29 protein-coding genes and 2 tRNA genes are annotated in these 25,804 nt (G+C 49.4%); 10 read left to right on the forward strand and 21 right to left on the reverse strand.

Annotated elements, in window-relative coordinates; translation table 11 throughout:
* Positions 1-129 precede the first annotated feature (129 nt).
* The 6 genes from NOG13_RS05085 to NOG13_RS05110 form a co-directional block, all read right to left on the reverse strand.
* Positions 130-696, reverse strand: a complete 567-nt coding sequence (locus tag NOG13_RS05085; protein WP_283109502.1) for a cysteine hydrolase family protein — start codon at positions 694-696, stop codon at positions 130-132.
* Between the two features lie 367 nt (positions 697-1,063).
* Positions 1,064-1,570: a DUF2871 domain-containing protein gene (locus NOG13_RS05090; RefSeq protein ID WP_283109503.1), complete on the reverse strand. Its 507-nt coding sequence runs from the start codon at positions 1,568-1,570 to the stop codon at positions 1,064-1,066.
* A 198-nt stretch (positions 1,571-1,768) separates the two neighbouring features.
* Positions 1,769-3,466 carry an adenine deaminase gene (ade, locus tag NOG13_RS05095; protein ID WP_283109504.1) on the reverse strand — a complete coding sequence of 566 codons (1,698 nt, stop codon included), beginning with the start codon at positions 3,464-3,466 and terminating at the stop codon, positions 1,769-1,771.
* A gap of 81 nt (positions 3,467-3,547) precedes the next feature.
* Positions 3,548-4,372 carry a Cof-type HAD-IIB family hydrolase gene (locus tag NOG13_RS05100; protein WP_283109505.1) on the reverse strand — a complete coding sequence of 275 codons (825 nt, stop codon included), beginning with the start codon at positions 4,370-4,372 and terminating at the stop codon, positions 3,548-3,550.
* Positions 4,369-4,899 (reverse strand): flavodoxin domain-containing protein, encoded by a 531-nt coding sequence (locus tag NOG13_RS05105; protein WP_283109506.1) that lies wholly within the window; start codon positions 4,897-4,899, stop codon positions 4,369-4,371. The genes NOG13_RS05100 and NOG13_RS05105 overlap by 4 nt, the downstream gene beginning before the upstream one ends.
* Before the next feature lie 151 nt (positions 4,900-5,050).
* Complete coding sequence (locus NOG13_RS05110) at positions 5,051-5,575, reverse strand: nitroreductase family protein (protein WP_283109507.1); 525 nt, start codon at positions 5,573-5,575, stop codon at positions 5,051-5,053.
* 162 nt (positions 5,576-5,737) lie between these two features.
* On the opposite strand from NOG13_RS05110, the gene NOG13_RS05115 reads away from it, so the two are divergent.
* From NOG13_RS05115 to NOG13_RS09450, 5 genes are all read left to right on the forward strand, one after another.
* Positions 5,738-6,745 (forward strand): DMT family transporter, encoded by a 1,008-nt coding sequence (locus NOG13_RS05115; RefSeq protein WP_283109508.1) that lies wholly within the window; start codon positions 5,738-5,740, stop codon positions 6,743-6,745.
* Between the two features lie 286 nt (positions 6,746-7,031).
* Complete coding sequence (locus tag NOG13_RS05120) at positions 7,032-8,258, forward strand: FAD-dependent oxidoreductase (RefSeq protein ID WP_283111160.1); 1,227 nt, start codon at positions 7,032-7,034, stop codon at positions 8,256-8,258.
* Positions 8,248-9,081, forward strand: a complete 834-nt coding sequence (locus NOG13_RS05125) for a tocopherol cyclase family protein (RefSeq protein ID WP_283109509.1) — start codon at positions 8,248-8,250, stop codon at positions 9,079-9,081. Before NOG13_RS05120 ends, NOG13_RS05125 begins: the two co-directional genes overlap by 11 nt.
* Positions 9,082-9,112: 31 nt before the next feature.
* Positions 9,113-9,355, forward strand: coding sequence for a tryptophan-rich sensory protein (locus NOG13_RS09445; protein ID WP_346347642.1), 243 nt, complete (start codon positions 9,113-9,115; stop codon positions 9,353-9,355).
* Positions 9,289-9,585, forward strand: a complete 297-nt coding sequence (locus NOG13_RS09450; protein ID WP_346347643.1) for a TspO/MBR family protein — start codon at positions 9,289-9,291, stop codon at positions 9,583-9,585. The genes NOG13_RS09445 and NOG13_RS09450 overlap by 67 nt, the downstream gene beginning before the upstream one ends.
* A 56-nt stretch (positions 9,586-9,641) precedes the next feature.
* On the opposite strand, the gene hcp is transcribed toward NOG13_RS09450, so the two are convergent.
* From hcp to NOG13_RS05145, 3 genes are all read right to left on the reverse strand, one after another.
* Complete coding sequence (gene hcp / locus NOG13_RS05135; protein WP_283109510.1) at positions 9,642-11,234, reverse strand: hydroxylamine reductase; 1,593 nt, start codon at positions 11,232-11,234, stop codon at positions 9,642-9,644.
* Between the two features lie 86 nt (positions 11,235-11,320).
* Positions 11,321-11,665, reverse strand: a complete 345-nt coding sequence (locus tag NOG13_RS05140) for a cupin domain-containing protein (protein WP_283109511.1) — start codon at positions 11,663-11,665, stop codon at positions 11,321-11,323.
* A gap of 12 nt (positions 11,666-11,677) precedes the next feature.
* Positions 11,678-12,391 (reverse strand): ATP-binding protein, encoded by a 714-nt coding sequence (locus NOG13_RS05145; RefSeq protein ID WP_283109512.1) that lies wholly within the window; start codon positions 12,389-12,391, stop codon positions 11,678-11,680.
* Positions 12,392-12,506: 115 nt separating this feature from the next.
* On the opposite strand from NOG13_RS05145, the gene NOG13_RS05150 reads away from it, so the two are divergent.
* Positions 12,507-13,175, forward strand: a complete 669-nt coding sequence (locus NOG13_RS05150; protein ID WP_283109513.1) for a Crp/Fnr family transcriptional regulator — start codon at positions 12,507-12,509, stop codon at positions 13,173-13,175.
* A 106-nt stretch (positions 13,176-13,281) separates the two neighbouring features.
* Here the strand turns inward: NOG13_RS05150 and NOG13_RS05155 are convergent, their stop codons facing one another.
* From NOG13_RS05155 to NOG13_RS05190, 8 genes are all read right to left on the reverse strand, one after another.
* Positions 13,282-13,734 (reverse strand): YgaP family membrane protein, encoded by a 453-nt coding sequence (locus tag NOG13_RS05155; protein WP_283109514.1) that lies wholly within the window; start codon positions 13,732-13,734, stop codon positions 13,282-13,284.
* A gap of 231 nt (positions 13,735-13,965) precedes the next feature.
* On the reverse strand, positions 13,966-14,505 hold the full coding sequence (locus tag NOG13_RS05160) for a M48 family metallopeptidase (protein WP_283109515.1): 540 nt from the start codon (positions 14,503-14,505) through the stop codon (positions 13,966-13,968).
* Positions 14,506-14,584: 79 nt separating this feature from the next.
* Positions 14,585-15,499 (reverse strand): translation elongation factor Ts, encoded by a 915-nt coding sequence (gene tsf / locus NOG13_RS05165; protein ID WP_283109516.1) that lies wholly within the window; start codon positions 15,497-15,499, stop codon positions 14,585-14,587.
* A 38-nt stretch (positions 15,500-15,537) separates the two neighbouring features.
* Positions 15,538-16,290, reverse strand: a complete 753-nt coding sequence (rpsB, locus tag NOG13_RS05170) for a 30S ribosomal protein S2 (RefSeq protein WP_283109517.1) — start codon at positions 16,288-16,290, stop codon at positions 15,538-15,540.
* A gap of 210 nt (positions 16,291-16,500) precedes the next feature.
* Complete coding sequence (locus tag NOG13_RS05175) at positions 16,501-17,766, reverse strand: replication-associated recombination protein A (protein WP_283109518.1); 1,266 nt, start codon at positions 17,764-17,766, stop codon at positions 16,501-16,503.
* A gap of 32 nt (positions 17,767-17,798) precedes the next feature.
* The gene (locus tag NOG13_RS05180; RefSeq protein ID WP_283109519.1) at positions 17,799-18,014 is read right to left on the reverse strand and encodes a hypothetical protein; all 216 of its coding nucleotides are present in this window, start codon (positions 18,012-18,014) and stop codon (positions 17,799-17,801) included.
* A gap of 50 nt (positions 18,015-18,064) precedes the next feature.
* Positions 18,065-20,206, reverse strand: a complete 2,142-nt coding sequence (locus tag NOG13_RS05185) for a glycoside hydrolase family 3 N-terminal domain-containing protein (protein WP_283109520.1) — start codon at positions 20,204-20,206, stop codon at positions 18,065-18,067.
* A gap of 92 nt (positions 20,207-20,298) precedes the next feature.
* Positions 20,299-21,492 carry an AI-2E family transporter gene (locus tag NOG13_RS05190; protein ID WP_283109521.1) on the reverse strand — a complete coding sequence of 398 codons (1,194 nt, stop codon included), beginning with the start codon at positions 21,490-21,492 and terminating at the stop codon, positions 20,299-20,301.
* Between the two features lie 254 nt (positions 21,493-21,746).
* Between NOG13_RS05190 and NOG13_RS05195 the strand changes: the two genes are divergently transcribed.
* Together NOG13_RS05195 and NOG13_RS05200 are read left to right on the forward strand one after the other, a co-directional pair.
* Positions 21,747-21,822, forward strand: a tRNA-Thr gene (locus tag NOG13_RS05195).
* Between the two features lie 38 nt (positions 21,823-21,860).
* A tRNA-Tyr gene (locus NOG13_RS05200) sits at positions 21,861-21,946 on the forward strand.
* 272 nt (positions 21,947-22,218) lie between these two features.
* Here NOG13_RS05200 and NOG13_RS05205 read toward each other — a convergent pair.
* Positions 22,219-22,890 (reverse strand): glycoside hydrolase family 18 protein, encoded by a 672-nt coding sequence (locus NOG13_RS05205; protein ID WP_283111161.1) that lies wholly within the window; start codon positions 22,888-22,890, stop codon positions 22,219-22,221.
* Here NOG13_RS05205 and NOG13_RS05210 point away from each other — a divergent pair, their 5' ends adjacent.
* Positions 22,891-23,016, forward strand: coding sequence for a hypothetical protein (locus NOG13_RS05210; RefSeq protein ID WP_283109522.1), 126 nt, complete (start codon positions 22,891-22,893; stop codon positions 23,014-23,016).
* Between the two features lie 120 nt (positions 23,017-23,136).
* Positions 23,137-23,409 carry a hypothetical protein gene (locus NOG13_RS05215; protein ID WP_283109523.1) on the forward strand — a complete coding sequence of 91 codons (273 nt, stop codon included), beginning with the start codon at positions 23,137-23,139 and terminating at the stop codon, positions 23,407-23,409.
* Between the two features lie 192 nt (positions 23,410-23,601).
* Here the strand turns inward: NOG13_RS05215 and NOG13_RS05220 are convergent, their stop codons facing one another.
* The 3 genes from NOG13_RS05220 to NOG13_RS05230 form a co-directional block, all read right to left on the reverse strand.
* Positions 23,602-24,234, reverse strand: coding sequence for an HAD hydrolase family protein (locus tag NOG13_RS05220; RefSeq protein WP_283109524.1), 633 nt, complete (start codon positions 24,232-24,234; stop codon positions 23,602-23,604).
* The gene (locus tag NOG13_RS09515) at positions 24,218-24,406 is read right to left on the reverse strand and encodes an HAD family hydrolase (RefSeq protein ID WP_283109525.1); all 189 of its coding nucleotides are present in this window, start codon (positions 24,404-24,406) and stop codon (positions 24,218-24,220) included. The genes NOG13_RS05220 and NOG13_RS09515 overlap by 17 nt, the downstream gene beginning before the upstream one ends.
* Positions 24,407-24,642: 236 nt before the next feature.
* Positions 24,643-25,779, reverse strand: coding sequence for a toxic anion resistance protein (locus NOG13_RS05230; protein ID WP_283109526.1), 1,137 nt, complete (start codon positions 25,777-25,779; stop codon positions 24,643-24,645).
* Positions 25,780-25,804: the final 25 nt, after the last annotated feature.

Below are 25,804 nucleotides of genomic sequence, written 5' to 3' on the forward strand. Positions count from 1 at the left end.
AAAAATCCCTATGAATGCTGAAAAAATGGCATTCATAGGGATTTTGCTTTATCAGGAAATCCGCTGAAATTGATTCAAAAAGGCGTAATAACGGGCGTACTAGGGCAATAACAATTCTTTCCGTTAATTTCACCCGTTTTGACTGCCGGGTTCCGACTGTGCACGGTGTCCACCCTTTACAATTATCTGGCAGCTCTCCATCACAGACAAGGCAGCCTCGTGCTTCTCCGGGCTAACACCCGCGCAACAGTCCGCATCCACATAAATTGGCAGTTCCGGCATGGCAGCTTTGAGCATTAGAGCATTGGAAACCACGCAAATATCCGTGCATAATCCTACTATTTCTATTGAATCCAGATTTTTTTGATCATAGATTTTTTTCAAATCTGCCATAAGGCGAGTGCTGCCAAAACAGCTTTTTTCATAAACCTTGGCCTTCCGTTCCTGCCGGAGCTGTTCCAATTCGGCCGGGAAACGCCAGCCGTCCGTTCCGGCTATGCAATGAGGAACAGGCAACATTCTCCCCTCCTGCGTTTTTAGGTACTCTTCCGTGTGGGTATCCTGTGTCAGATAGATATCGCCTTCAAATTCTCTTACCTTCTTCAGAAGGCGCGGCAGCATGAGGCGTGCCTCCTCAGTCCCCAAAGCACCGGTAATAAAATCATTTTGCACATCGACTACAACCAGACATTTCATGTTAGGTAACCCCCATTCCTGTTTTTACTAAAAAGAATTATATCACATCCATCTCAATACAATTTGATTTTAATTAAGGATATTGGTAAAATAAGCAAAATTAATGCTTCTTTTGGCAATGCAATTCAACTGCGGGGGTAACAGTGTTGGAAAAGCGGAAATATGGAATGGACTTCTTTTCTCTCAAAACAGAACAGAATTCATTTTGTCCTTCAGCGGTGCATTTGCAGTTTCCATTTTCATCATTTTATCGCTTGCCAAAGCTTTGGTACATGAAAATACATACTAGAAAATACCCCCTGATGTAGTTCTATTTTTCTACATCAGGGGGTATTTTCTATTGTCCTTTTTGCTGGAACCAATGGGTTTATTTTTTATCTTGTTTGCTGGATTCTGTGATGTCGGCTTTAACTTCCGCCGCCTGCGATGCATCTGTCGCAGTATTACTCGGGTGTTGGGGTGCATCCTTGATTCCATGAAGCAGTATTAGGAAGAATAGGATATAAGCTATCATCATAATAATATGGCCTAAGCCGGCTACACCTGAAATTGTAGAATTAATCGCAGATGATATTTCAAGGTTTAATACTTCGACACATCCACGTATTGCCATCATGATAACTGTTAAGAAAAGTCCGATGTTGTAAGTTATAAAGAATAAATTAAATTTCTTATTCTCAGTTAATGCAAAGGATTTTTCCAGCAGTAATAAAATTAATAAGAATAATGCCCCTAAAACCAACACATGAGTATGTAGACCGCTTAAGACAGTTTGTCCTGTAAAGTGATTTATCTTTGTAAATTCCCGATAAAAGACTCCAAGAAGCATTCCTAAAATGCAATAGAAAAAACTAAATCTTGCAATTCTCTTCATTTGTATTACTCCTTTCCATTTTAATTTATTTGAAATTTCCACATGATATAGGAATCTATTAACACTATACCACTAAATATGGATAATAACAAGGCACGAAAGGTTGACACATTCCAACGAACGTAGACATCAGTAATGAGTACTTAAATAATGAGTACTTAAGCCATGTAGAAACTATAGTCGAATACAAAGGGCACATCACACAAACTGCTGGGTTTCCACATCGTAAACGCCGCTGTCGGTGATGCGAAGGGCGGGAATCACCGGCAGGGACAAGAACGAAAGGTTCTGGAACACGTCGATATTTTCCGGCACGCCCATGCTGTGCGCGAGCGACGCCATTTCTTTCAGTTCCTTCGGAAGGTTGACCTCTCTGTCGTCTGTAAACAGTCCGGCAATTTCAAGGCGCACCGTTTTGAGCACCTTTCCGCCGCGGACAAGTGTATACCCTCCCCCGCAGGATTTCAGCTCATTGACGGCAGCAAGCATATCTTCATCGTTATCGCCTACGACAATCAGATTGTGGGCATCGTGCCCGACCGTGGACGCTGCCGCTCCGTTTTTCAATCCGAAGCCCTTCACAGCGCCGACCCCGACTCGGCCCGAACCATCGTGTCGCTGCACAACCGCGATTTTCAAAATATCATCGGCAGGAGCGAAGAGACCGTTTTTCTCCGGAAGCGGAAGCATCAGTTTTTCGGTTATAAGTTGGCCGGGTACAATTCCGATGACGGGAAAATTGTCGGAGGCTTTCAGCGAAAAGCAATCATTCGGTAAATCCGGCAGGTTGACGCTGTGCATCAGCCTATTGCCGGCAGGGGTGCGGCTCAAATCCCAAGAAAGTTCCGGCAATGGAATTCCATTCTTGTATACCTCACAGATGGTAAACGTTTCAAGGTCACTCAGCACGACGAAATCCGCAAGATAGCCGGGTGCAATCGCGCCGCGGTCGCGCAGGCCATAGGCACGCGCGGCGTTGAGGGTCGCCATTTTGACGGCGGTTACCGGTTTTACCCCAAGTTCGGCAGCCATGCGGATATTGCGGTCAATGTGGCCGTTTTCCGCTGCGTCGTCAAGGTGCATATCATCTGTGCAGAAAACAAAACGGTCAAACGGGATTCCGGCACGCAGGGCACCGCTAAGGACGCTTTTCAGGTTCTTCGCCGCCGAGCCTTCGCGAACCTGCACAAGAAATCCCGCACGGAGCCTTTCGAGCGCTTCTTCCCAAGAGGAGCACTCATGGTCCGTCTGAACGCCCGCTGCGCGGTATGCCTGAAGCATCTTTCCGGAAATTCCCGGGGCATGACCGTCAATTGTCTTTTCCTGCATGAATTCGATTTTTTCGAGCAAATCCTCATCGCCCGCTACAACCGCGGTGCAGTTCATCACTTCGCCAAGGCCAGAAACACATTCTTCAGAACGCAGTTCCTTTATGTCCTGTGGGTCGAATACCGCTCCGTTGTGGTCGTTTTCGCCAAGCGGAACGCAGGACGGCAAGGCAAAGAAAACATCCAAAGGGGTTTTTGCGCTGTCGCGCATCAGCCAGCGGACGCCTTCCATGCCGCAGACGTTCGCAATCTCATGCGGGTCGGCAATGACCGCCGTTGTCCCTCTGCGGAGCAGGACGGGAGCAAGGATGGAGGGCGACGTCATGGTAGATTCCAGATGAACGTGCGCGTCGATGAAACCCGGTACAACGGTTTTCCCGCTGCAGTCTATCTCTCGTGAAGCGGAGTAGTTTCCGATGCCGGCAATTCTTCCGTCAAGCACGGCAATGTCGCCGGTAAAAAGCGTTTCCGTAAACACATCTGCAATCTGTGCATTCTTCAGCACAAAATCCGGTTCCGTTTCTCCGGCTGCGCAGCTAATCAGTCTCTTTTTCTCCCGTATGTTCATCAGAAATCTACCTCCGCTGTTATATACTGTAATATTTATAACTATATTTACAAAAAAGCCTGCCGGAGTATGAAACTTCGGTCAGGCCAAAACAAATTTTTCAATTGAAAGTGCTACGCCGTCTTCGTCGTTCGTGGCAGTAACGTAGTCGGCTGCCGCCAGAACCTCTGAAGTTGCGTTCTTCATTGCAACACCAAGACCCGCAAACTGCAGCATTTCAAGATCGTTTCCGCTGTCGCCCAAAGCCATGACTTCCCGCTGTGTGATTCCGAATAAATCGCACAGATGGCTGAGGGCTTTTGCTTTGCTGCAGCCTGCCCGATTGACCTCAAGATTGCCGAACATGGAAGAACAAGTTGTAAACATTCCTGTTTCCTCCAATTCACGGCTTAGGCTGGAAAACAGCTCCTGCGGAAGGAGCGGAACATTCACCTTTTCCAGCCGAAAACCATGCTCCGAAATACATCGGGGCAAGTCATCGACAAAAATCTGAGTGCGCATCAGGAAATCCATAAAACTTTCCGGAGGATTCATCGCACGAAGGCGCGGCAAAGCCAAACGATCGCTGTACGATTTTCCGCCGCAGTAAGCCTCTACAAAGCAGCCGGCGTCATAGAGGCGATGTATCAGAAATTCGGTCTCCTCGGCTGTCATCAGATCGGAATAGATTGCTTTATTTTGTTGTAAATCGAAAACAGAAGCACCGTTTGAAGTCAGAACAAACCGAACACCCGGAATTTTCAGCGCTTGCTCCGGAAAAGTGGCAAGCACGCGGCCGCTTGCAGGCAGCACGATGCATCCTCGGGACACCGCTCGGCTCATGGCAGCAATTGTCCGCTCCGATACGGTTTTGTCCTCACGAAGCACGGTTCCGTCAAGGTCAAAGGCTATCAATTTAATACTCATGGAATCGGCACCGCTGCCTTTTCTATTTTTTCTGCGAATGCCTTGATTTTCCGCTCTGAAATCGTTACAAAATCCGTCTTTCCATCGGGGGTCGGAATACCAGCCGACTTTGCGTAAGCCTTTAAGAGGATTTTGTCGATAAGGCGGTCCATAAAATTCAAACGGCTAAAATAAAATGCGCCGCCGAATGATTCGCACAAAAGCGCGTTTTCCGCAAGTTTTTGAGGAAAATTATGGCGGAGGTATCGGTCAATCTCCTGCTTATCCTCCATAAGGCAGGAAAAGAAAACAGCAAACGGTTTTTGCGCCAGCTGTTCACAATTGAGGCTGCAAAATCCCTTAATCTGCTTTGCAGCGGAACCCCCGTAAACAGGCGAACCGACAATGACGCAATCGTATTTTGAAAAATCTCCGCTGAAATGCCTAGCACGAAAAACATCAGCCTGCCCATGCAGCGCGTCAGCCAGTTTTTCAGCGCAAACTTTGGTTGCACCATGTGTTGTCTCATAAAGAATCAGGACTTTCACGAGCAACCTCTCCTAAAAAAATATGTAGAATTTAACATCTATAATACAACACTTTCTGCGAATCATAAGTAGCGGCAGAGAAAAGCCGGTCATTCTTCCACTTGTGCCGGCAGTTTTCTGTTAGGGCAGGCAGAAAGCCTGCCCGGTCTTTTTATGGAAGGATTGTTACATCATCGGTACGGCGTGGCTTCGGTTCCGGCGCTTCTTCCGCAGGATAACCAACGCTGACGCAGCCGTAAGGAATATAATTTTCCGGCAATTTCAATTCTTTGCGGATTACTTCATCTTGCAAGCCGGGCAGCACAGAACAGATATAGCAGGTGCCAAGCCCCAGTGCTTTTGCCGCAAGCATTAGGTTTTCAATCGCGCAGGCCACATTTTCTCTGCCGTAGCGAGAATTCTCCGGTGCAGAGACAACGACGACACTCGGAGCATGGTAAAAAGGCGTATGGCCTTTCAGAAATGTTGCACCGTTCTTGACGGCGACTTCAACGATGTGGTCCAAGATTTTCGCGTCGTTTACAATCGTAAAATGTCTGTCCTGCAGTCCCATAGCAGTGGGTGCAAACTTTGCCGCCTGAATCAAGCTCTCCATTGTGCTCTGCGGAATGGCTTCCGGCCGAAAAGATCGAATTGAGCGCCTCGTCAGCAAAGTCTGAATCGTTTCGTTCATCATGAATACCTCCCCTGCAACTTCTTGAATATTTTCAATCATTTTAAACCATACGGTGCGCTTAGTCAAGCACAGGTCGCTTTTCATTTTACAATTCGCTGTTATCGTGCTATACTTATGCAAGTTATGTTTTTAACAAATTCATAATATTCGAGGCATCACGAAATGAAAAAAGGGTATCTCTACATAGCTCTCGCAACGTTTTTCTTCAGCTCCATGGAAGTTGCACTGAAGCTTTCCGCAGGAAATTTCAATGCCATTCAACTCACTTTTCTTCGCTTTCTGATTGGAGGATGCGTTCTTCTCCCTCTTGCCGCACGAGAACTCAAAAAGAAAAATCAGCACATTGGGCGCTCTGAAATTGCATTTTTCTTTTTAACGGGTTTCATTTGTGTTGTGGTAAGCATGATTTTATACCAGATGAGCGTCATTTATGCGCCCGCCTCCGTTGTGGCAGTTCTGTTCAGCTGCAACTCGGTTTTCGTGGTCACGTTTGCTTACCTGTTCCTTCGGGAGCCAATCCACAGGCACACCGTTATCTCCATCCTCGTGAGCTTCCTTGGAATGGCTATCATCATTAACCCGACGCATTTCACCGGCAGTGCGATTGGCGTCATCTGCGTTCTCGGCGCAGCGATTACGTTTGCGCTCTATAACGTCGTCGGCCGAACGAGAAGCGACCGATGCGGCGGAATCACGCTGACCTGCGGAAGCTTTCTCTGCGGATGCGTGGAAATGCTCGTGCTGATTGCGGCAAGCCATATTCCCGCTGTCGCCCTCAAGATGAAAGAGGCCGGTCTTGCCGTGTTCTCGGAAATTCCAGTATTCTCGGCAATCAGCCTTCCCGCGTTTGTGGGGCTTCTTTACGTTGGAATCTGTGTAACGGGTCTGGGCTACACGTTCTACTTTCTTGCAATGGAAGCAACTTCCGCCGCGACAACTTCGCTTGTGTTTTACATCAAACCCATATTGGCACCAATTTTTGCGCTTATCCTGCTGCATGAAGCAATCTCCGGCAGGATGCTGATTGGGATTGCGTTCATCCTTGCTGGTTCACTGATTGCCTTCATCCCCGGAATTCGCCTTGCAAAAGGAAACGACTTAAAAGAAGACCTGCGTGAAATCCGGACCGAATTTGAAGCGGAAACCGAGGAAACGGTGATCAAGCCGTAAATTCGCTGCAAAAATAACTGCGGCCCGCAAATGCTGAAAAAGTGTTTGCGGGCCGTTTTTTAGCGTCTTGACCGACTAGGAAGCGTGTTGTGTATCAATCCGGTCAGATTGCAGATAATAAGGTATCCCCGTTAATCGGTAATCGGCGCGCAAACGACAAATCGGCGCGCGCAGACTGTGGAACTGGAACAGGAGATGAAGAATCACGATTACAAAATCACTTTGGGAATCGACAGCGTCTCTGCCGTCGTTCCCGGAATTAGATAAAAACGAGGACACCGACGTACTGATTATCGGCGGAGGACTGGTCGGTATTCTATGTGCCTATTTTCTCGACCAAGCAGGGATTGACTATCTTTTATGTGAAGCTGCCACCATTGCGAGCGGCACCACCGGCAAAACAACCGCGGTCCTCTCGGCGCAGCACGACACCTTATATTCGGACCTAATCAGCCGCTGGGGGCACGAAAAAGCGCAGCAGTATCTGGATGCAAATTTGGATGCGCTGAAAGAATACCGCTCGCTGGCAGAGAAAATTGACTGCGATTATGAGGAAAGGCCCTCCTATATGTATACGGTCGACAAGCCCCGCCTGATGGAGCACGAGGTTGAGGCCCTGCAATCTCTCGGCTTCTCCGCTTCTGTTGTAAAAGAACTGCCGCTCCCGATTAAAATTGCGGCCGCTGTGAAATTTCCCGGGCAAGCGCAGTTTCATCCGCTGAAATTCATCGGGGGCATCTGCAACAACCTAAACATTCGGGAACACTCCCGCATTGTCCGAATGAAAGGAACCGACGCCTTTACGGAGAAATACCGCATTTCGGCAAAGCGCATCATTGTTGCGTCGCATTTTCCGATTTTGAACACGCACGGTTTTTACTACGCGAAGCTGTACCAAAAACGTTCCTATATCATCGCGCTAGAAAACGCTCCACAGTACGACGGCACGTTTGTCGATAACGGTACAAGCGGAATGTACTTCCGCAACTACGGAAACTTGCTGCTGGTCGGCGGCGGCGAGCACCGCACCGGTAAAAAGGGCGGTAATTTTGAAGCACTTCGGACCTTCATTCGTGCCAATTATCCGGGCGCAAAAGAAAAATATGCCTGGGCAACACAGGACTGCATGAGCCTTGACGGCGTGCCGTATATCGGAAAATACAGCGAGCTGCTGCCGGATGTATACGTTGCCACCGGCTTTAATGAATGGGGCATGACTTCTTCCATGGTCGCCGCAAAGATTCTGTGCGACATGATTATGAAGCGGGAAAACAAGTACGCCGACGTTTTTAATCCATCGAGAAGTGTGCTTACGCCCCAGCTTTTTGCCAACCTTGGGGAATCGATTCTCAATCTGCTCAAGCCGGTTCCGAAGCGCTGCCCTCACCTAGGCTGTGCGCTGAGCTGGAACGAGGTAGAGCAGACTTGGGACTGCCCCTGCCACGGCTCACGATTTACCAAAGACGGAAAGCTCATTAACGACCCTGCAACCGGTGACCTCCGTGAAAAATAAGTTTGAAGGACTGTATTTCAAGCATCAAAAAGGCGGAAAAACGGTCGCTTTTATTCCCGGTGTTTCCGAAAGCGGTGCATTCATCCAGGTAATTACCGATACCTTTTCAAAAAACTATACCTTTTCGTCGGGTGTGATGCAGCCGGAAGTCAGCATCGGGAAATGCACATTTTCTCTGCACGGTGCCCATATTGACCTTCCGGACATCAAAGGGGATTTATCGTATTCGGGAATAACGCCAGTCCGCTCGGACATTATGGGGCCGTTTCGATTTTTTCCGATGGAATGTCGACATACAGTTCTGAGCATGCGTCACCGAATTCACGGCAGCGTTACCATTCAAGGGCAAGAATATGACTTTGAAAATGGCATCGGCTACGTGGAAGGCGACAGCGGGCGGTCTTTTCCGAAAAGATATCTCTGGTTGCAGGCAAATGATTTTGAAGGCGGAAGCTTTATGCTTTCCGTCGCTGAAATTCCGTTTTTGGGGTTTCGCTTTGAAGGGTGCATCTGCGTTGTCATCATCGGGCAGAAAGAATATCGCCTTGCAACCTACTGCGGCGCAAAAGTGGTTTTTCTGAAGGACATGGTCGTTGTGAATCAGCAAAATCTGCGGCTGATGGTGAAAATCCTAACGCGCGGCGACAGTTTCTCGCTTGCTACACCTCACAACGGAAAAATGCAAGGACTCATCAAGGAGCATAACCATACCTCCGTAGAAATCACGCTTACGAAGGAGGATTCCGTTCTTTGCCATTGGCGCAGCGACAACGCGGGTCTAGAGGTCTGCGGATATTCTTTTCTCTCAGACAGCAAACGATAAAATTTCTTGTTTCTTTTTGGGGGTGAGAATTATGAAAATTCAATGGAAGCCACTGATTATCAGTATTGTGATTCCTCTTGCAGTCGGCGGACTGTCCACACTGATTACGCAAGGCAGCATGAAGGATTTTGAAAGAGTAAAACAACCGCCTTTTGCTCCTCCGGGATGGCTATTCCCGATTGTGTGGAGTATTCTGTTTGTGCTCACATGGGCATTGCATCTTATCTCATCTATACCTCTCAGGCTTCCAGCGAGCGAATTCAAAAAGCACTGATTGCCTACGGAATACAGCTCGCCGTCAATTTCTTCTGGTCAATTATTTTCTTCAACATGCAGGCGTTCCTTTTTGCATTTCTCTGGTTACTGCTTCTTTGGGTGCTCATTATCGTAACCATGGCGTTATTTTACAGAATCCGAAGAAGCGCCATGTATTTGTTAATTCCTTATTTTCTCTGGGTCACATTTGCCGTATATTTGAATTTTGGTGTATTCCAGCTAAACTAACGCTTTCCACATATAAAAGGGCCTCCAAAGGGACGGTGCTTTTCGTTTGGAACCGTTTACTTGGAAAGGATTTTCTTAAGATCTTCGTCCGGCGTGGAAATCGGGGATATCCCGAAATTCTCCACAAGATAATTCAGTACGTTTGGGGAAACGAACGCCGGCAAGGTCGGCCCGAGATAGATATTCTTTATTCCGAGCGACAGGAGCGTCAGCAAAATGCAGACCGCTTTCTGCTCGTACCAGGAAAGCACCAGCGTCAGCGGCAGTTCGTTTACGCCGCATTGGAAGGCGTCCGCAAGGGCAAGCGCAACGCGGATGGCGCTGTATGCATCGTTGCACTGCCCCATATCCATCAGGCGCGGCAGCCCGCCGATTTCGCCAAGGTCCAAATCATTGAAGCGGTATTTCCCGCAGGCAAGGGTAAGGATTACGCTGTCCTTCGGCGCTTTGCGCACAAATTCCGTGTAGTAATTGCGGCCGGGCTTCGCGCCGTCGCAACCGCCGACAAGGAAGAAATGCTTGATCGCCCCGCTCTTCACCGCTTCCACAACCTTGTCGGCTACGGAAAGCACCGTCCCGTGGCCAAAGCCGGTGGTTACCTGTGTCCCGCCGTTGATGCCCGTCATCGGATGGTCGCTTTCATAGCCGCCCAGCTCCAGCGCCTTGTTGATAACCGGAGTGAAATCCTTCTTGTCATCAATATGTACGATTCCCGGATACTGCACCACTTCGGTGGTAAAGACGCGGTCGCGGTAGCTGTCTTTTACCGGCATCAGGCAGTTGGTGGTAAAGAGCACCGCGCCCGGAATATCCGCAAACTCCTTCTGCTGATTCTGCCATGCGGTTCCAAAATTCCCCTTTAAGTGCGGATAGGCTTTCAGCTTCGGATAGGCGTGCGCCGGAAGCATTTCGCCGTGGGTGTAAATATGGATTCCCTTGCCCTTGGTCTGTTCCAAAAGCAGGTACAAATCGTGCAGGTCGTGGCCGCTGACCACAATGAACGGCCCTTTCTCGATGGTAAGCGGTACGGTGGTGGGCACCGGTGTGCCGTAGGTTTCCGTGTTCGCCCTGTCCAGCAGCTCCATGCATTTGAGGTTCACGGTTCCGGTTTCCATCACAATGGGCAGAAGCTCGTCCATGCCCCAGTCTTCGCCAATCGCAAACAGGCCCTTGTAAAAGAAGCGGTTCACTTCCTTATCGGTATAGCCCAGCATCAATGCGTGGTAGGCATAGGCAGCCATTCCGCGCAGGCCGAACAGAATGAGGGATTTCAGGGAACGGATATCTTCGTTCTCCTCCCACAATTGCTTCATGTTGTAATCGTCGGTGCGGGAACAGGGCGAAGAGCAGCATCCGCAACCGGGAGCCAGCGCGTTTTTCTCCCTGTGGACGGCCTGAATCTGCCGGCGTACGGTTTCGCTGTCAAAGTTTACGTTGGTTATGGTGGTGAACAGCCCCTCCAGCATCGCGCGGTCGGCGGAAGCGCCGGGTTCCTTTCCGGACGCCGCACGCGCAAGGCCGATCAGCGCCCCGGTCAGTTCATCCTGCAAATTGGCGGTGTCCGCCTGCTTGCCGCAGACGCCGGCTTTTCCGGTACAGCCGGTGCACCCGGCCGTTTGTTCGCACTGGAAGCAAAACATATTCGACATTCTTTATTCCTCCTGATTATGTAATGGATTTTCTAGCATTCCGCCCGCCCCTCGCATGGTGAAATGGGAGGGGCGGAAAATCGGATTTATTTATTCGGAAATACTACAATTAAAAACATTTTAAAGCGCTCCGCCGCGTAAACGGCATGCGGCGTCTTGCTGGGCATAATAATCGTTTCCCCCGCGTGAACCGTAAACTTTTCGCCGCCCACGGTAATTTCGCCTTCGCCGTCCAGCGCAACCACCATCGCGTCCCCTTCGGACTCGTGGGTGCTGATTTCCTCTCCCTTGTCGAACGCAAACAGGGTCAGGCTGAGCGCACCGTTCTGCGCCAGCGTCTTGCTGACGATCTGCCCCGGCTGATAGCCCACCTGTTCCGCCAACGGGAGCACCTGTGCGAAATCAATGTTCTTAATATACTTGTCTGCCATTTTTCTTCCTCCTTATGCTTCTTCTAAAATTTCTCCATCGGTGGATATGGTGACAACCTGCCAAGGAATCAGCTTGCCGCAGTTCATCAGCGCGCTCTTTACCGCGTTGACGATACCGCCGCAGCAGGGAACTTCCATCCGCACCACCGTAATGCTCTTGATTTCATTGTTCTTTAAAATTTCCGTAAGCTTTTCGGCGTAGTTTCCCTCGTCCAGCTTCGGGCAGCCGATTAAGGCAATCCGGTTTCTGATAAAACGGTTATGGAAATCGCCGTAAGCGTATGCTGTGCAATCTGCCGCAATCAGCAGGTTCGCGTTCTCGTAAAACGGCGCTTTCACCGGGAGCAGCTTCATCTGTATCGGCCATTGCATCAACTGGCTTTTTGCCTGCGACGGAGCGCTTGCCGCCGCGGGCGCCGCCTCGCGCGAAATGGCTTTTGCACGGGAGCCGGGGCATCCGCCCGAATGGCAGGGGCTATTCTGCTTCACGGCCTCCTGGTGCCTTTTCACGGATTCCTCGTCATACGCCGCCGCTTCCCTTTCAATAAAGGAGATTGCCCCGGTCGGGCAGACCGGCAGGCAGTTCCCTAATCCGTCACAGTAATCGTCGCGGATCAGCTTCGCTTTCCCGTTGACCATCGCAATGGCGGATTCTTTACAGGCATTGGCGCAAAGGCCGCAGCCGTTGCATTTATCTTCATCAATATGGATAATCTTACGTATCATAAAAACACCTCTGTTTCAATTTTTGGATTTCCTTTACTTTCTGGCCCTAGTGTACTATACTTTAAAAAAGATTTCTGTTGCAGGCGCAACAAAAAAAAGAAAAGAAGTGATTTTTATGAACGAAATAACTATTTTAAAAAGGAATAAATTGTTTGCGAATATAAAGGAAGCGGACATCCCCGCTATGCTGAAATGCCTTGGGACACGGCGCCAAAGCTTTCAAAAAGGCGAATATATCTGTATGGCGGGCCGGACGGAACCTGCCGTAGGCATTCTGCTTTCCAGCGAAGCACAGATCACAAAGGAAAACCGGCTGGGGGACGCAATGATCGTCGGCACAATCCGGACCGGCGACCTGTTCGGGGAGGTTTACGCCTGCATGGGGAAAAGCGTGCTGCCGGTTTCCGTTGTCGCGCTTGGGAAATGCGACGTGCTGCTCCTGCATGTGGAACGGATTATCCACACGTGCCAAAGCGCCTGCCCGTTTCACCAGCAGCTCATCACAAACCTGCTGCGGATTATGGCGGAGAAAACCGCCATGCTGAGCCGGAAAATGGAATTTATCGCTTACAAAACCATCCGGAGCCGCCTGGAAGCCTATTTTTACGACCGGATGGAGCAATGCGGTTCCAACGAATTTATTATCCCGCTGAACCGGAACGAACTCGCCGACTATCTCTGCGTGGACCGGAGCGCCATGTGCCGCGAGCTTTCGCATATGAAAGCCGACGGGCTTCTGGATTATAAAGGAAACCATTTTTACTGGCTGAAAAAAGACGGTTAAATGAAAAGGATTCCGCCGCTTTGAAAGCAAGCGGAGAATCCGTTGTGGAATATTCCGGAAGAGCCCCTTCTCTGCTAAGCTTTCCGTTTCCGGGGGAATCGGCACTTTACATTTCCGCCATGCGCAGTATTTCGTCCGGGTTCCCGATTCCCTGCATGAAATCGCCCCGCATCAGCTTCATGACGGTCTTTTCATCCTGAATTTCCTTCGCGGTGCGGATGCCCGCGCGGCGGATAAACGGAATGGACGGGCACCAGCCCTGAACGGCATGCTGCAAAAGGCAATACCCCACCGCGCCGGTAAACAGGAAACAGGGGCATTTGCTCTTCATATAGCCGGCCAGCGACGCGGTTGTTACCAGCATTCCGGCGTTCGCTTCCAGAACCCTTTCCGTGTCCCATTCCTCGTCCAGCTCCCGAATCCGGTCGGTCAGCTCCTCTTCGCTGCTGTTTTGAAGGAGATGAATCCGGCAGACGGTGCATGCCCGTATTCTTTTATTTATCTTTTCGCAGGTATGCTGCGGTACTCTCTCCGTTGTGGAAGAAACCCATTTTTTCATAAATACAATCCTTTCTTAACCCAATTTGATTTTAAATGTATTGTCTCCCGAAAAGGGCGGGTTATAACGGAAAAAGAGCTGCGAAAATCACAAAAGCTCCTCCGCTGTCTGTTTTTCCGAATCGAAAATGGGTCTTTCTTCTCCGGCGCGGACAGAAAACCTGTATAAAAAATGCGGCTTCTCCTTGAAGCCGCATTCCGAAAAAAAGCGGGCAAACGGAGACCCTTTTTGTTAAAGTCCAAGGCTGCACTGCGCCTGTTTGAGCAGGGCAATGCGTTCTTTATAATCCGGCAGAATTCGGCGCACCTGCTCATAAAAGCGGGGCCCGTGATTTTTCACGCGGATATGTGCCAGTTCGTGCACGACGATGTATTCCGCCGCTTCTTTTGGCAGCAGAGCGAATCGGTAGGAAAAGCAAATGCTGTTTTTCCCGCTGCATGACCCCCAGCGCGTTACGGCTGACGTGATTTTCAGACCGGTCGGTTTTACGCCCATTTGCGGAGCGTATTTTTGAATCAGTTCTTCCGCCAGCTGCCGTGCCTGCATTTTAAGCTCTTTGACTTCCGCGGGTGAAAAATTTCTTGCGTTTTCTTTCCGCTCACGCTGGCGCACCAGCTGCTTTTCAATCCATTTGCGGTGCTTTTCGAGAAACGCGTGAATTTCCTTGTCGCTTAAAAACAGCGGTGCTTTGACAAGCACGCGAAGGTCTTTCCCGACCGAAACGGCAAGCGTTTTTCTTCGGGAGCGCTGAACCTCAACCGGTATGTCCATTTCCTTCACCACGCTTTTTCTGTTGTTATGACAAAAGGGACCTGCGAAACAGGTCCCTTTTCTATGATCTTGCTTAGAATTATTTCACCATGCTGGCGATTTCCTCTGCAAAATTATCCTGGCGTTTTTCAAGGCCTTCGCCTTTTTCAAATCTTACAAAGTCAACAATCTTAATGCTGCCGCCAAGCTGCTTGCCAACTTCTTCTGTCAGCTGCTTAATGGTCTTCTTGTCGTCCTTAATGTAGGCCTGGTCAACAAGGCAAACTTCCTCAAAGAACTTGCGGAGTCTTCCGTTGACAATCTTGTCGGCAATTGCGGCCGGCTTGCCGGACTCAATGACCTGCTGCTTGAGAATTTCCTTCTCGTGCTCAACAACATCGGCAGGTACGCTTGCTTCATCGAGATACTGCGGAGCAATTGCGGCAATCTGCATGCAGACATCTTTGGTAAATTCCTTGAATTCCGGTTTTGCTGCGATTTCCGGAGTGGTGTCAAATTTAGCAAGAACGCCGATTTTGCCTTCTGCATGGATATAAGAACCGACAATACCGGTGAGCCTCTTGAAGCGGCGAATCTTGATGTTCTCGCCGATTTTCAGAATCTTTTCCTTCAGGATAGCATCAATTGTCTCGTCAGAGCCGACAGCCTTTGTCTGAAGAAGAGCATCAATGTCAGCCGGATCTGAGGCAAGGATAGTATCTGCGCAAGTTTTTACAAACTCACGGAACTCTGCGTTTCTCGCAACGAAGTCTGTTTCCGCATTGACTTCAATGACAACGCCGGCATCGCCAGCCTCGTTGACAGCAGCATAAGCAATGCCTTCTGCTGCAATGCGGCCAGCCTTTTTCGTTGCTGCGGCAAGGCCCTTTTCACGCAGGAAATCAATTGCCTTGTCCATATCACCGTTAGCTTCTGTAAGAGCCTTCTTGCAGTCCATCATTCCGCAGCCGGTCTTTGCACGGAGGGCTGCAACATCTTTTGCTGTGAAAGCCATATTACAATTCCTCGCTTTGCTGTTTAATGTTGAATGAATTATTCTGCTGCTTCCTGATCTGCAGCTTCTTCTCCCGTCTCTTCTTCTTCTGCCGCGGCAGCGCCCATCTGGCCTTCTCTGCCTTCGATGATTGCGTTCGCCATGGTTTCGGAAATCAGCTTGACAGCGCGGATAGCGTCGTCGTTGCCCGGGATAACATAATCAATTTCATCCGGGTCGCAGTTCGTGTCGACGATTGCAATAATCGGAATATCGAGCTTGCGAGCTTCTGCAACCGCAATACGCTCTTTGCGCGGGTCAACAATGAACAGCGCTCCCGGGAGAGACTTCATGTCTTTGATGCCGCCGAGGAATTTCTCCAGTTTTTCAATTTCGAGCTTCAGTTTGCCGACTTCCTTTTTCGGAAGGAGATCGAACGTTCCGTCTTCCTCCATCGCTTTGAGCTGGTTCAGACGGTCAATCCTGCGGCGAATGGTACGGAAGTTTGTGAGCATGCCGCCGAGCCAACGGGCATTCACATAGTAAGCGCCTGCGCGCTCAGCTTCCGCTTTAATGGACTCCTGAGCCTGCTTCTTTGTGCCGACGAACAGAACCGACTTGCCTTCTGCGGAAAGATCGCGAACGAAATTGTAGGCTTCTTCCAGTTTACGGACAGTCTTCTGCAGATCAATGATGTAGATGCCGTTGCGCTCTGTAAAAATATACGGAGCCATTTTCGGGTTCCATCTTCTGGTCTGGTGGCCAAAGTGTACGCCTGCTTCGAGGAGCTGTTTCATGGATACGACTGACATAATAAATAAACCTCCTTGGTTTTTCCACCGCCGCACTTGATTTCTGGCGATAAAACCCGCTGCTGCGGGCACCGTTCGCCGGTGCGGCGTGCGTTATGCATCATTTAGTATATCATACTGTAATTCCGAAAACAAGCAAATTTTACATTTTCGGCACGTTGCCTATGGAATTAACCTTGACGCAATCTACCAACATTCAGAAGTATGTTTTTATTTTTTAATCTTATTCCAATAGCTTTCGTAAGCACGCTCGGTTTTGTTATCGCCAAACCGGTAATAGACCGTGTCTTTCAGAACGTCCGGAAGATACTGCTGCTCGGTCCAATGATTCGGAAAATCGTGCGGATACTTATAAAACTGACCTTTATGCGGATTATCTTCCCCGTCATAGTGCTTGTTCTGGAGCTGGCGCGGGATCGGGCCGGTTTTGCCCGCACGAATGTCTGCAATTGCTGCATCAATTGCGCAATAGGCAGAATTGGATTTGGGAGCCAAGCAGACCAAAACGACGGCGTCCGCAAGCGGAATTCGCGCTTCCGGCAGGCCGACCTGAAGGGCGATGTCAACCGCAGCCTTTACAATCGGGATAATCTGGGGGTATGCGAGGCCCACATCTTCACAGGCACAAACCATCAGTCTGCGGCAGGCGGAAGGCAAATCTCCCGCTTCCAGCAGCCGAGCAAGGTAATGCACCGCAGCGTCCGGGTCGGAGCCGCGCATGGATTTCTGAAAGGCGGAAAGGATGTCGTAATGCTCGTCCCCCGCGCGGTCATACCGCATGGCGGAGCGCTGGGTCAGCTCTCGGGCGGCTTCAAGCGTAACATGACAGGAACCGTCCGCGGCAATATCGCCGGAGAGTACGCAAAGTTCAGCCGCATTCATCGCCTTGCGCACATCACCGCCGCAGGCAGTTGCAATATACTCCGCGGCACCGTCCTCGACGGTAATTTTGCGGTGCTGTTCCTCCTCGAGGAAGCGGAACGCGCGTTTCACCGCCAAAAGCACGTCTTCCTTTTCCACGGTCTTAAACTCGAACACCGTGGACCGGCTGAGGATAGCACCGTAAACATAGAAATACGGATTCTCCGTTGTGGAAGCAATCAGCGTGATGGAACCGTTTTCGATGAATTCCAACAGCGTTTGCTGCTGCTTTTTATTAAAGTACTGAATTTCGTCCAAATAAAGGAGAATTCCGTTCGGAGCTTCTAGGGTATCAATACGGTCAACGATGGAACGGATATCGGAAGTCGATGCGGTTGTACCGTTTAGTTTGAACAGTGCCCGCTCTGTTCTTCGGGCTATGATGGAGGCAAGTGTAGTTTTCCCGACGCCGGAAGGCCCGTAGAAAACCATATTCGGAATTACGCCGGATTCGATAATACGACGCAACGGCTTACCCTCATCCAAAAGATGATGCTGGCCCACAATATCGTCAAGTGTTTGGGGACGCAGTCTGTCCGCCAAAGGAGCCGCCATGGAAATCCTCCCCTGCAAGATTATTTTGTAAACTATTTATTTTCTTTGGGGTCTTCTTCATTATCTGCAAAATAACTGCCACTGTTTCCATTATTACAACCGATGTGCAGTGTCATTCCCTGCTTTGCCGGGCTGAGCAGTATGCCGATAACGACACCAAGCAGCAGAAAGAAATTGCAAAGCAAAAACAGTGTACCTTTTTTTACGGTGAATCCCCCTAGCCCTCTTTGTATTTTCTTCCCTATCATAACGCACAGCGGTAAAAGAAACAAGTTTTGCCCGAAAATTCCGTTTCGGGCTATTGCGCTGGTTTTGTCAAAACAAATTCTGCCCGCAGCAAATCGCTGTCTTTGGAGCTGGGACCGACCATAAGAATGAATTTCCCCGGCTCGGTGACGCGGCGTTCATCCGGCGTTACCAGCGAAAAATCTTCACGCTGGAATTTGAAGCACACAGTTTTTGTCTCCCCAGCTTTCAGAGAGATTTTCTGGAAGCCGATTAACTGCTTAATCGGAGTCATCACCGAGCTAACGCAGTCTCGAAAATAGACTTGAACGGTCTCAAAGCCGTTTCTGTCGCCGATATTCGTCACATCAACTTTTGCAGTGAGGCTTTCGCCGTCCACCCGCAGATTGGAATAACGGAAGCTTGTGTAGGACATTCCTTCGCCAAACGCGAACAACGGCGTTTCGGGCAAATCCATGTATTTTCCGCCATGCCAGCCGGGTAGGCTGTTGTAGTAAACGGGAAGCTGCCCCACATGGCGCGGAAAAGAAATCGGCAGCTTCCCGCTTGGATTCCATTTGCCGAAGATGGTTTCCGCAACGGCAAGGCCGCCGAACATTCCGCCGTTGAACGCTACAATCAGGGCGTCGGTCTGTTCTGCCGCTTCTTGGATGCAGAGTGGCTTTGAAGCAACGAGCACAGTAACCATCGGTTTACGCAGCCTGCGAAGTCCGCGGAACAATTCCATTTGCGCACCCGACAAAGATAGGTCTGCCCTGTCCTTCATTTCACCGGTCTGTTCAATTCTGTCGCCGAGGACGAGCACAATTGCATCGCATTGCTGGACGGTAGAAACTGCGCCCGAAATATCGTCGTCAACCCCGGGGAAAACGCCACAGCCCCGATGATAGCTCACCGCAATACCGTTTTGCTCGGCCAGTTCCCGAATACCATCAAGAACGGTATAATACGGTTTCACGGGTTTATGGTCGGGATTGGGAGTGGGATGCGAAAAATACGTCCAGTCGCCGTATTGTGCGCGGATATCGTCTGCGTTGGGGCCGATGACTGCGACGCTTTTTATGTCTTTGGACAGCGGCAGGACACCGTTGTTTTTCAGCAGCACAATACTTTCCCGCGCGAGCTTCTTGCATACTTCGAGATGCTCGGCGCAGCCCATGCACCCCGGTCTGCCTTTTTTCTCAGGCTTTTCAAACAAGCCCATGCGGAACTTGATTCTGAGAATATTGCGTACTGCATCGTCAATGACTTTTTCATCCAGCCGGCCGTTTTCCACCAGCTTAATAACAGCTTCATAAAAGGCCGAGCTTGTCATAATCATGTCGTTTCCGGCAATTGCCGCCATGCGTGAGGCTTCCATGATGTCTGCCGCAACATGCTGGTTCTTCACGAGGCTGTTGACATTGTCCCAGTCCGTAACGACAAAGCCGTCAAAGCCCAGCTCATCCCGCAGAATGTCGTGCAGAGCTTTTCGGCATGCCGTAAACGGCGTGCCGTCAATGGAACCGTACGCCGTCATAATTGTTCCGCACCCTGCTTTGACCGCTTTCTCAAACGGGGGCAGGAACACTTCACGCATTTTACGGAAGGTCATTTCGGTGTCACAGGAATCGCGCCCGCCAACCGCTTCGCCATAGCCGATATAATGCTTGGCACAGGCGAGAATACTGTCATCGCTGTCGAGGCTGTCGCCTTGATAGCCTTTTACCATGGCCGCGCCCAGTTCTCCGGCAAGATATGGGTCTTCCCCGAAGGTTTCGTCAACGCGGCCCCAGCGCGTGTCTCGCGCAAGGCAAAGCACCGGCGAAAAAGTCCAATGCACGCCATCCGTTGCTACTTCACGCGCCGTTACACGTGCCATCGCCTCAACAGAATCGCGGTTCCAGCTGCAGGCCGCCGCCAACTGTGACGGGAAGATTGTGGCGTTCTCATTCAGGCAATGTCCGTGTACCGCATCAATTCCAAACAGGGCTGGAATTCCGAGCCTTGTTTTCAGCGCAATGGACTGCAGCTCTCTGGCATCGTCCCCGAACACATGGAGGAACGAACCCGCGCCTTTCTTGGCCCATTCGATCGCTTCTTGTCTGGAAACCATGTTACATGGAATCTGTATCATCTGCCCTGCTTTTTCCGGCAGGGTCATGCGGGACAAAAGTTCTTCCACACGATTTTCCAGTTCTTTTGCATCAACCATACAACATCCTCGATTCTATTCTAAAAAACCCGCATGCGTCTGATTTTCATCAGCCATGCGGGGCTAGTTGCGCTTTCGGCAGGCCAGCAAAGTCATTCAGGCTGCTTGTCCGCTTTCTCTTGCGGGTTGGCCTCATCCGGAATATTCCAAGTCTGCGGCTTCGCACGGCGCTGGACATCTTCCCGAAGCAATGCGTAAATCACGGAGCAAATGGGGATATTGATAATCATTCCGAGAACGCCGAATGCATTGCCGCCGATGGTAATGGCAATCAGCATCCAGAGAACCGGCAATCCGACGCGGGAACCGACGACGCGGGGATAAATCAGGTTGCCCTCCAATTGCTGGAGCACGCAGAAATAAACAATAAACCATAGTCCTTCAATCGGGCTGACGATTGAAACAAGAAGTGCACCGATAACCGTGCTGAGAAATGCACCGATAATCGGGATGAGGGCATTAAATGCGACAAGGACTGAAATCAATATTGCGTAAGGAAAACGAAAAATGTTCATGCCGATGAAGCAAAGTGTGCCAAGGATGCAGGCCTCCGTCAATGTTCCCGTAACGCAGTTGTAAAAAGCACGATTGGTAAGGTGACACACATGATGGACCCAACTCGCTTGTTTCCGCGGCAGGTAGGCATAAAGAACCTTTTTCATCTGCGCGACGAGTTTTTCTTTCTGCGCCAAGGTATTGATGGCGATGACAATTGTAAGCACAAGAGAAACCGCGCCATGGAAAAGATTTGAGACGGCGCTTACCGTAAAACTGACAAGCCTGCTGGCCATCTGCTGCCCGTATTTGGATAGCATATTGCTGATGTTGGGCCAGTTAATGTTGAGCTGATCCGCATATTGCATCAGCTTCGGATGCTGCTCGGAAAATGCCGAAATCATTTGCTGCAGATGGGCGATAACGGCCGGAATACTGTTCGTCAAGTTGGTAATGGTGCGTGCCAGTTCCGGAATCACGAAGAAAAGCAAAAGGGTAATAAGGCCGAGGATGATAATAAACGTGACAAGAATACTAAAGCCGCGCCGCATTTTCGGCCAGCGTTTTTGGAACCTCCGGTTCAGCGGAGCAAAAAGGCGGTTCTCAACCTGAATCATCAGGACGTTAACGACGAAGGCAACCGCAAATCCGGCAAGCACAGGCCCAACAATGTTCAATAACGCTCCAAAGAAATTGGGAACCAGGTACAGATTCTTTACCAGCATGTAAAAGGCAATGGCAAAGACGATAAGGATAATGATTTTCTTCATATTCCTTTTGTTGAGTTCCATTTTGCTTCCCTTTCCGAAATCGGATTCTCTGGCCGAAAGTTCATTTTCTCTATTATAACGACAAAAGGTTTGCAAAACAAGAAGTTTGCTGAAAGCATTTGCAGGAGCCAGCACAATCTGATTCTGCCCCAAATTAGGCACGGTTACACAGTAAATTTCCGCTGCAAGTGCTGTAAGAAAAAATCAAATTTTAAGAAAGTTTGGTCTTGACATCGCGTTTTGTGTATGGTACAATGACAAGGCACTGTGAAAACGCTGGCGTAGCTCAGTTGGTAGAGCAGCTGATTTGTAATCAGCAGGTCGGGGGTTCAAGTCCGTCTGCCAGCTCCAAACAGCTTACAACAAAATTCCATATAGATTTTTTATCTGGAGGAGTTCCAGAGCGGTCAAATGGGGCAGACTGTAAATCTGTTGCTTAACGGCTTCGATGGTCCGAATCCATCCTCCTCCACCAAATGACAAAAGGCCAAAGTGTTCAGCACTTTGGCCTTTTGTCATAGAATCATTGCTTCGGAAGTGTTCTGGCATGACTCGGGAATCCCCTCAAATATCAGCAGACAATCGGCTTACCATTAAGAGGCCCCCTTCCCTTTTGACGTAAAAATCCGGTAATTAACTTCGGGTGCGATTTGTATTTATAACTTTTAGGCCCTTGCCAATTACTTTGGCAAGGGCCTTATTTCATATACTGGAGTTCTTCAAACACTCTATTAAAGCTCGGTCCTGTCAGCCTAAAGCTTTCCGCACAGCACTGAGCAGCGTTCCGTTTCGGTCTTGGGACAGTTCCCATATACCGACGCCAAGCAGGTTTTTTGAAAGCGCATACTGCGTCTTTTTCTGAATGGAAGAAGCATCTTCATAGCTAACAAACGTGGAACCGTTATACAGCCACGGCACCATAACAGCGGAATCGTAGAACTTCTTGTAGGAAGAATTCGACGCATATTTGGACTGGATGGTATCGTACGAAACCGTCGCGCCAGAAGTAAAGCGCTGCCACAGGCCGTTATTCGCATTCGTCACGCCCTGATACGCGTATCCGTAAAACGGTACGCCCATGACCAACTTTTTCGCAGGGAAGCCGTAATTCAGCCATGTACGAACTGCATTGTCCACGCTGAATTTATACTGTGGAGAGGTGCCGGATGGTATGTAGAGCGGAGCGTTAAAGTCTGTGTACTGGTCCCACGTTCCGTGAATGTCATACGTCATAATCATTCCATAATCCACATACTGCGCGATATTGGAAAGGCCGACGCCGGCTGCATAACTGTTGTTTGCCCCACCAGCAAAAGAAAGAATATAGTGTTTGTTGTCCGCGATGCCTTGCTTCTCCAATTTCGCCCGAAGTGTTTTCAAAAGCAGACCGAAGTTTGTCTTATCCGCTGAGCGTGAAATATGGGGTGTGTAAAAGGCAAAGGCGCTGCAGAAGAACTGCTAGATGAAGAAGGAGCTGTTCTGGGAGGCGCCGAGGTCGGCTTAGAAGCGGACGATACCGCCTTGGAAGAGGAAGAAGCTAACTGAGAGGTCGCCGCTTTGGATGCGGAAGACAGCGCCGCAGCAAAAGAATGAGAGGACGATACTGCTGCCGAAGCGGCAGAAGATACCGCGCTCGAAGCGCTTGAAGGAGACACTTTCAATGAAGTGTTCGAGGTTGCCGCCGCTGAAGAAGCCGAACTTGCTGCGAAAGAGGATGCGGATTTCTCTATCTCGTTGGGCGATGTTGCTGAGAAAGCCGAATGGTCATCAAGCAGCACATCCTTCGGCACTGTGCTAACGATCTTTTACCGCAATGTTTCCGCCCCGCTGTTGGTAGATACAGAAATTAAGAGGACCGAGATCACCGCAAGTATGACAAGCGGAACACGTTTCGTCAAATGCGTCTTAATGTTAACTTTTTTCCTCTCTCTCATTTAATAAACCCTTTCTTGTTAGTTGTAACAAACTGGGGTAAATAGTAGCATATTTTTTTGACATTTTACAAGCAGCAAAATTTGGTAAAATTCAGACAATGACCTAAGAAATGTATTACTTTACATTTTTCTTACAAATATAAAAAATGCACCCCTTAGGGGTGCTGAGAGACAAATCGAAGCGCCAACTGGAGAATTATCCACGAAGTTCCGGAGAACAATTTTTCAGCAGCCATTTTGCAACGCCGTCGCGGTTATTGCTCTCAATAACGCCTGTGGCCATCTGCTTTAGCCCCGGTACCGCATTTTCTACCGCATAACATTCATCCGAGATTTTGAACATAGGAACGTCGTTTATCGCATCGCCGAAGGAAATGATTCTATCGTAATGTCCGATTTCTTTCAGCTTTAAGATTGCATTCGCTTTGCTCGCTACCTTCGGCATAATTTCGCACCAATATTCATCGCGATACAATTCCTGCTGGAACGTGCAGTTATAATGGGGGTCATCCTTAAACCGGTCATAAATTCCCTGCAACTCTTCTTTTGTGCCGATGCATGTAAAATAGAACACATCCCCGCGATACAAGGAATCAATATCGTTTAGCGGGTTCAAACGCCTATCTCCCCTGCGCGAATTCAGATAGTTCAGAATTCCGGCGTTTTCTTTGCCCCGAATCCAAGAAACCATTTCTTTCTTATCAACAAAGGCATACACAAGCGGGTAAATATGGTTTGCAATGAAAAACTCGGCGACGGTTCGCTTTTCTTCTTTGCTGAAAACATTGGAGATTACAATTTTGCCGGAAGGTTCAAAGATAAATGGCAATAATCGGCATGGATATCTGTAATCCGGCCGTAACAACCGAAGCCGAGGACAGCGACCGCGCCGTTGCATAAGTGAAGTGCATCCCATTTTGAATGAGCCTGTTCAGTATATCAAGGCTAGTTTGATTAATCCTGCTTTCGGTATTGAGCAGCGTTCCGTCTAAATCGGACACATACAATGTTTTCAGAATAAATCACTTCAAAATTTGTGTGAAAGATTGGTGTTGGTTTCCAGAAAGTAACGAAGCTTCGTTTGCAAAAGTTATGCGTATTTCCTTGATTATACAGCAACAAGATTCTACAAGCAAACCATTTTCTCGCCATGGAGCAGTGCATAGAAAAGAGGCGCAGACGAAAAAGTCTACGCCTCTTTTGTTGCATTTTTTGTTAAGCCGCAAGATACCGGAAATCAGCGGAGCTGCAGAAGTTTGTTCTTGAGTTCGGTTTCCAGCTTCCGCATTTCCTGCTCGGCCTGCGCACGCTTTTCGCGGCCTTCCTGCTGAATCCGCAGTACCTCATCCAGAGTGGAAATCAGAGTTTCATTGGTATGCCGCAGGGTCTCCATATCCACGATTCCACGCTCGGACTCCTTTTGCGTTTCGATAGTTGCCATTTTGAGCGTATCCGCATTTTTGCGGAGTAGTTCATTTGTCATATTGGTTACTTCGCGCTGCGCTTTCGCCGCCTGCGCAGAATGTTCGACACCCACGGCAAGAACCATTTGGCTCTTCCAGAGTGGGATGGTGTTCACGAGCGTTGACTGAATCTTTTCGCTCATGACAATGTCATTGTTCTGCACCAGTCGAAGCTGCGGAGCCATTTGAATGGATACCATGCGTGTCAGTTCAAGGTCATGCAGTTTCTTTTCAAAGCGCTCGCACATATTGGAAAGGTCGTTTGCTGCCTGCGCATCTTCCGCAAGGCCGGATTCCTGTGCCTTTTTCTGCAAGGCGGGAAGGTCCTTGCTCCTGACTTCTTCGAGCTTTTTCTTGCCCGCGAGAATGTACATGGACAGTTCCTTAAAATAGGCCTTGTTGACCTCGTACATTTTATCCAGAACCGAGATGTCCTTCAGCAGTTGCACCTGATGTGCTTCGAGTGCTTCGCAGATTTTGTCGACATTCGTCTCCACTTTGGAATAACGAGCTTTCAAGACAGCCAGCTTGTTGCCTCCGCGCTTAAAGCGCGCGAAAAAGCCTTTTTCCTCTTCCCCGACGTCGAAGCTTTTCAGCTCCGCCACAACATTGGAAAGCATCTGCCCCACTTCGCCCAGATCTTTCGTGCGGACGTTTTCCAATGCGCTTTCCGAAAAATCCGCCATTTTCTTCTGGGCACCGGCACCGTACTGGATGATTTGATTGCTGTTGGTCAAATCTATTTTTTGAGCGAATTCCTCAACCATTTTCATTTCCGCCGGGGTCAGCATCGGTTCCGCAACCGTAAGCTCGTCGGATTGTGAAGCCGCAATTTTCTCGATCGGCTCTGCCGTTGGAGCAGGAGTCGGTTCAAGAGTCAATTCCGGAGTAAGCACCTCATTCTGGTCCATGATAAACCTCCATCCGATTGATAAT

The sequence above is a fragment of the Thermocaproicibacter melissae genome, from assembly GCF_024498295.1.
GTDB lineage: Bacteria > Bacillota > Clostridia > Oscillospirales > Acutalibacteraceae > Thermocaproicibacter > Thermocaproicibacter melissae.

Excerpts from the sequence above, each read along its gene's own strand:
- NOG13_RS05085 (WP_283109502.1), bottom strand. The coding sequence starts at position 696 with ATGAAATGTCTGGTTGTAGTCGATGTGCAAAATGATTTTATTACCGGT.
- NOG13_RS05090 (WP_283109503.1), bottom strand. The coding sequence starts at position 1,570 with ATGAAGAGAATTGCAAGATTTAGTTTTTTCTATTGCATTTTAGGAATG.
- ade (WP_283109504.1), bottom strand. The coding sequence starts at position 3,466 with ATGAACATACGGGAGAAAAAGAGACTGATTAGCTGCGCAGCCGGAGAA.
- NOG13_RS05100 (WP_283109505.1), bottom strand. The coding sequence starts at position 4,372 with ATGAGTATTAAATTGATAGCCTTTGACCTTGACGGAACCGTGCTTCGT.
- NOG13_RS05110 (WP_283109507.1), bottom strand. The coding sequence starts at position 5,575 with ATGATGAACGAAACGATTCAGACTTTGCTGACGAGGCGCTCAATTCGA.
- NOG13_RS05115 (WP_283109508.1), top strand. The coding sequence starts at position 5,738 with ATGAAAAAAGGGTATCTCTACATAGCTCTCGCAACGTTTTTCTTCAGC.
- NOG13_RS09445 (WP_346347642.1), top strand. The coding sequence starts at position 9,113 with ATGAAAATTCAATGGAAGCCACTGATTATCAGTATTGTGATTCCTCTT.
- NOG13_RS09450 (WP_346347643.1), top strand. The coding sequence starts at position 9,289 with ATGGGCATTGCATCTTATCTCATCTATACCTCTCAGGCTTCCAGCGAG.
- hcp (WP_283109510.1), bottom strand. The coding sequence starts at position 11,234 with ATGTCGAATATGTTTTGCTTCCAGTGCGAACAAACGGCCGGGTGCACC.
- NOG13_RS05140 (WP_283109511.1), bottom strand. The coding sequence starts at position 11,665 with ATGGCAGACAAGTATATTAAGAACATTGATTTCGCACAGGTGCTCCCG.
- NOG13_RS05145 (WP_283109512.1), bottom strand. The coding sequence starts at position 12,391 with ATGATACGTAAGATTATCCATATTGATGAAGATAAATGCAACGGCTGC.
- NOG13_RS05150 (WP_283109513.1), top strand. The coding sequence starts at position 12,507 with ATGAACGAAATAACTATTTTAAAAAGGAATAAATTGTTTGCGAATATA.
- NOG13_RS05155 (WP_283109514.1), bottom strand. The coding sequence starts at position 13,734 with ATGAAAAAATGGGTTTCTTCCACAACGGAGAGAGTACCGCAGCATACC.
- NOG13_RS05160 (WP_283109515.1), bottom strand. The coding sequence starts at position 14,505 with ATGGACATACCGGTTGAGGTTCAGCGCTCCCGAAGAAAAACGCTTGCC.
- tsf (WP_283109516.1), bottom strand. The coding sequence starts at position 15,499 with ATGGCTTTCACAGCAAAAGATGTTGCAGCCCTCCGTGCAAAGACCGGC.
- rpsB (WP_283109517.1), bottom strand. The coding sequence starts at position 16,290 with ATGTCAGTCGTATCCATGAAACAGCTCCTCGAAGCAGGCGTACACTTT.
- NOG13_RS05175 (WP_283109518.1), bottom strand. The coding sequence starts at position 17,766 with ATGGCGGCTCCTTTGGCGGACAGACTGCGTCCCCAAACACTTGACGAT.
- NOG13_RS05180 (WP_283109519.1), bottom strand. The coding sequence starts at position 18,014 with ATGATAGGGAAGAAAATACAAAGAGGGCTAGGGGGATTCACCGTAAAA.
- NOG13_RS05185 (WP_283109520.1), bottom strand. The coding sequence starts at position 20,206 with ATGGTTGATGCAAAAGAACTGGAAAATCGTGTGGAAGAACTTTTGTCC.
- NOG13_RS05190 (WP_283109521.1), bottom strand. The coding sequence starts at position 21,492 with ATGGAACTCAACAAAAGGAATATGAAGAAAATCATTATCCTTATCGTC.
- NOG13_RS05210 (WP_283109522.1), top strand. The coding sequence starts at position 22,891 with ATGGGGTGTGTAAAAGGCAAAGGCGCTGCAGAAGAACTGCTAGATGAA.
- NOG13_RS05230 (WP_283109526.1), bottom strand. The coding sequence starts at position 25,779 with ATGGACCAGAATGAGGTGCTTACTCCGGAATTGACTCTTGAACCGACT.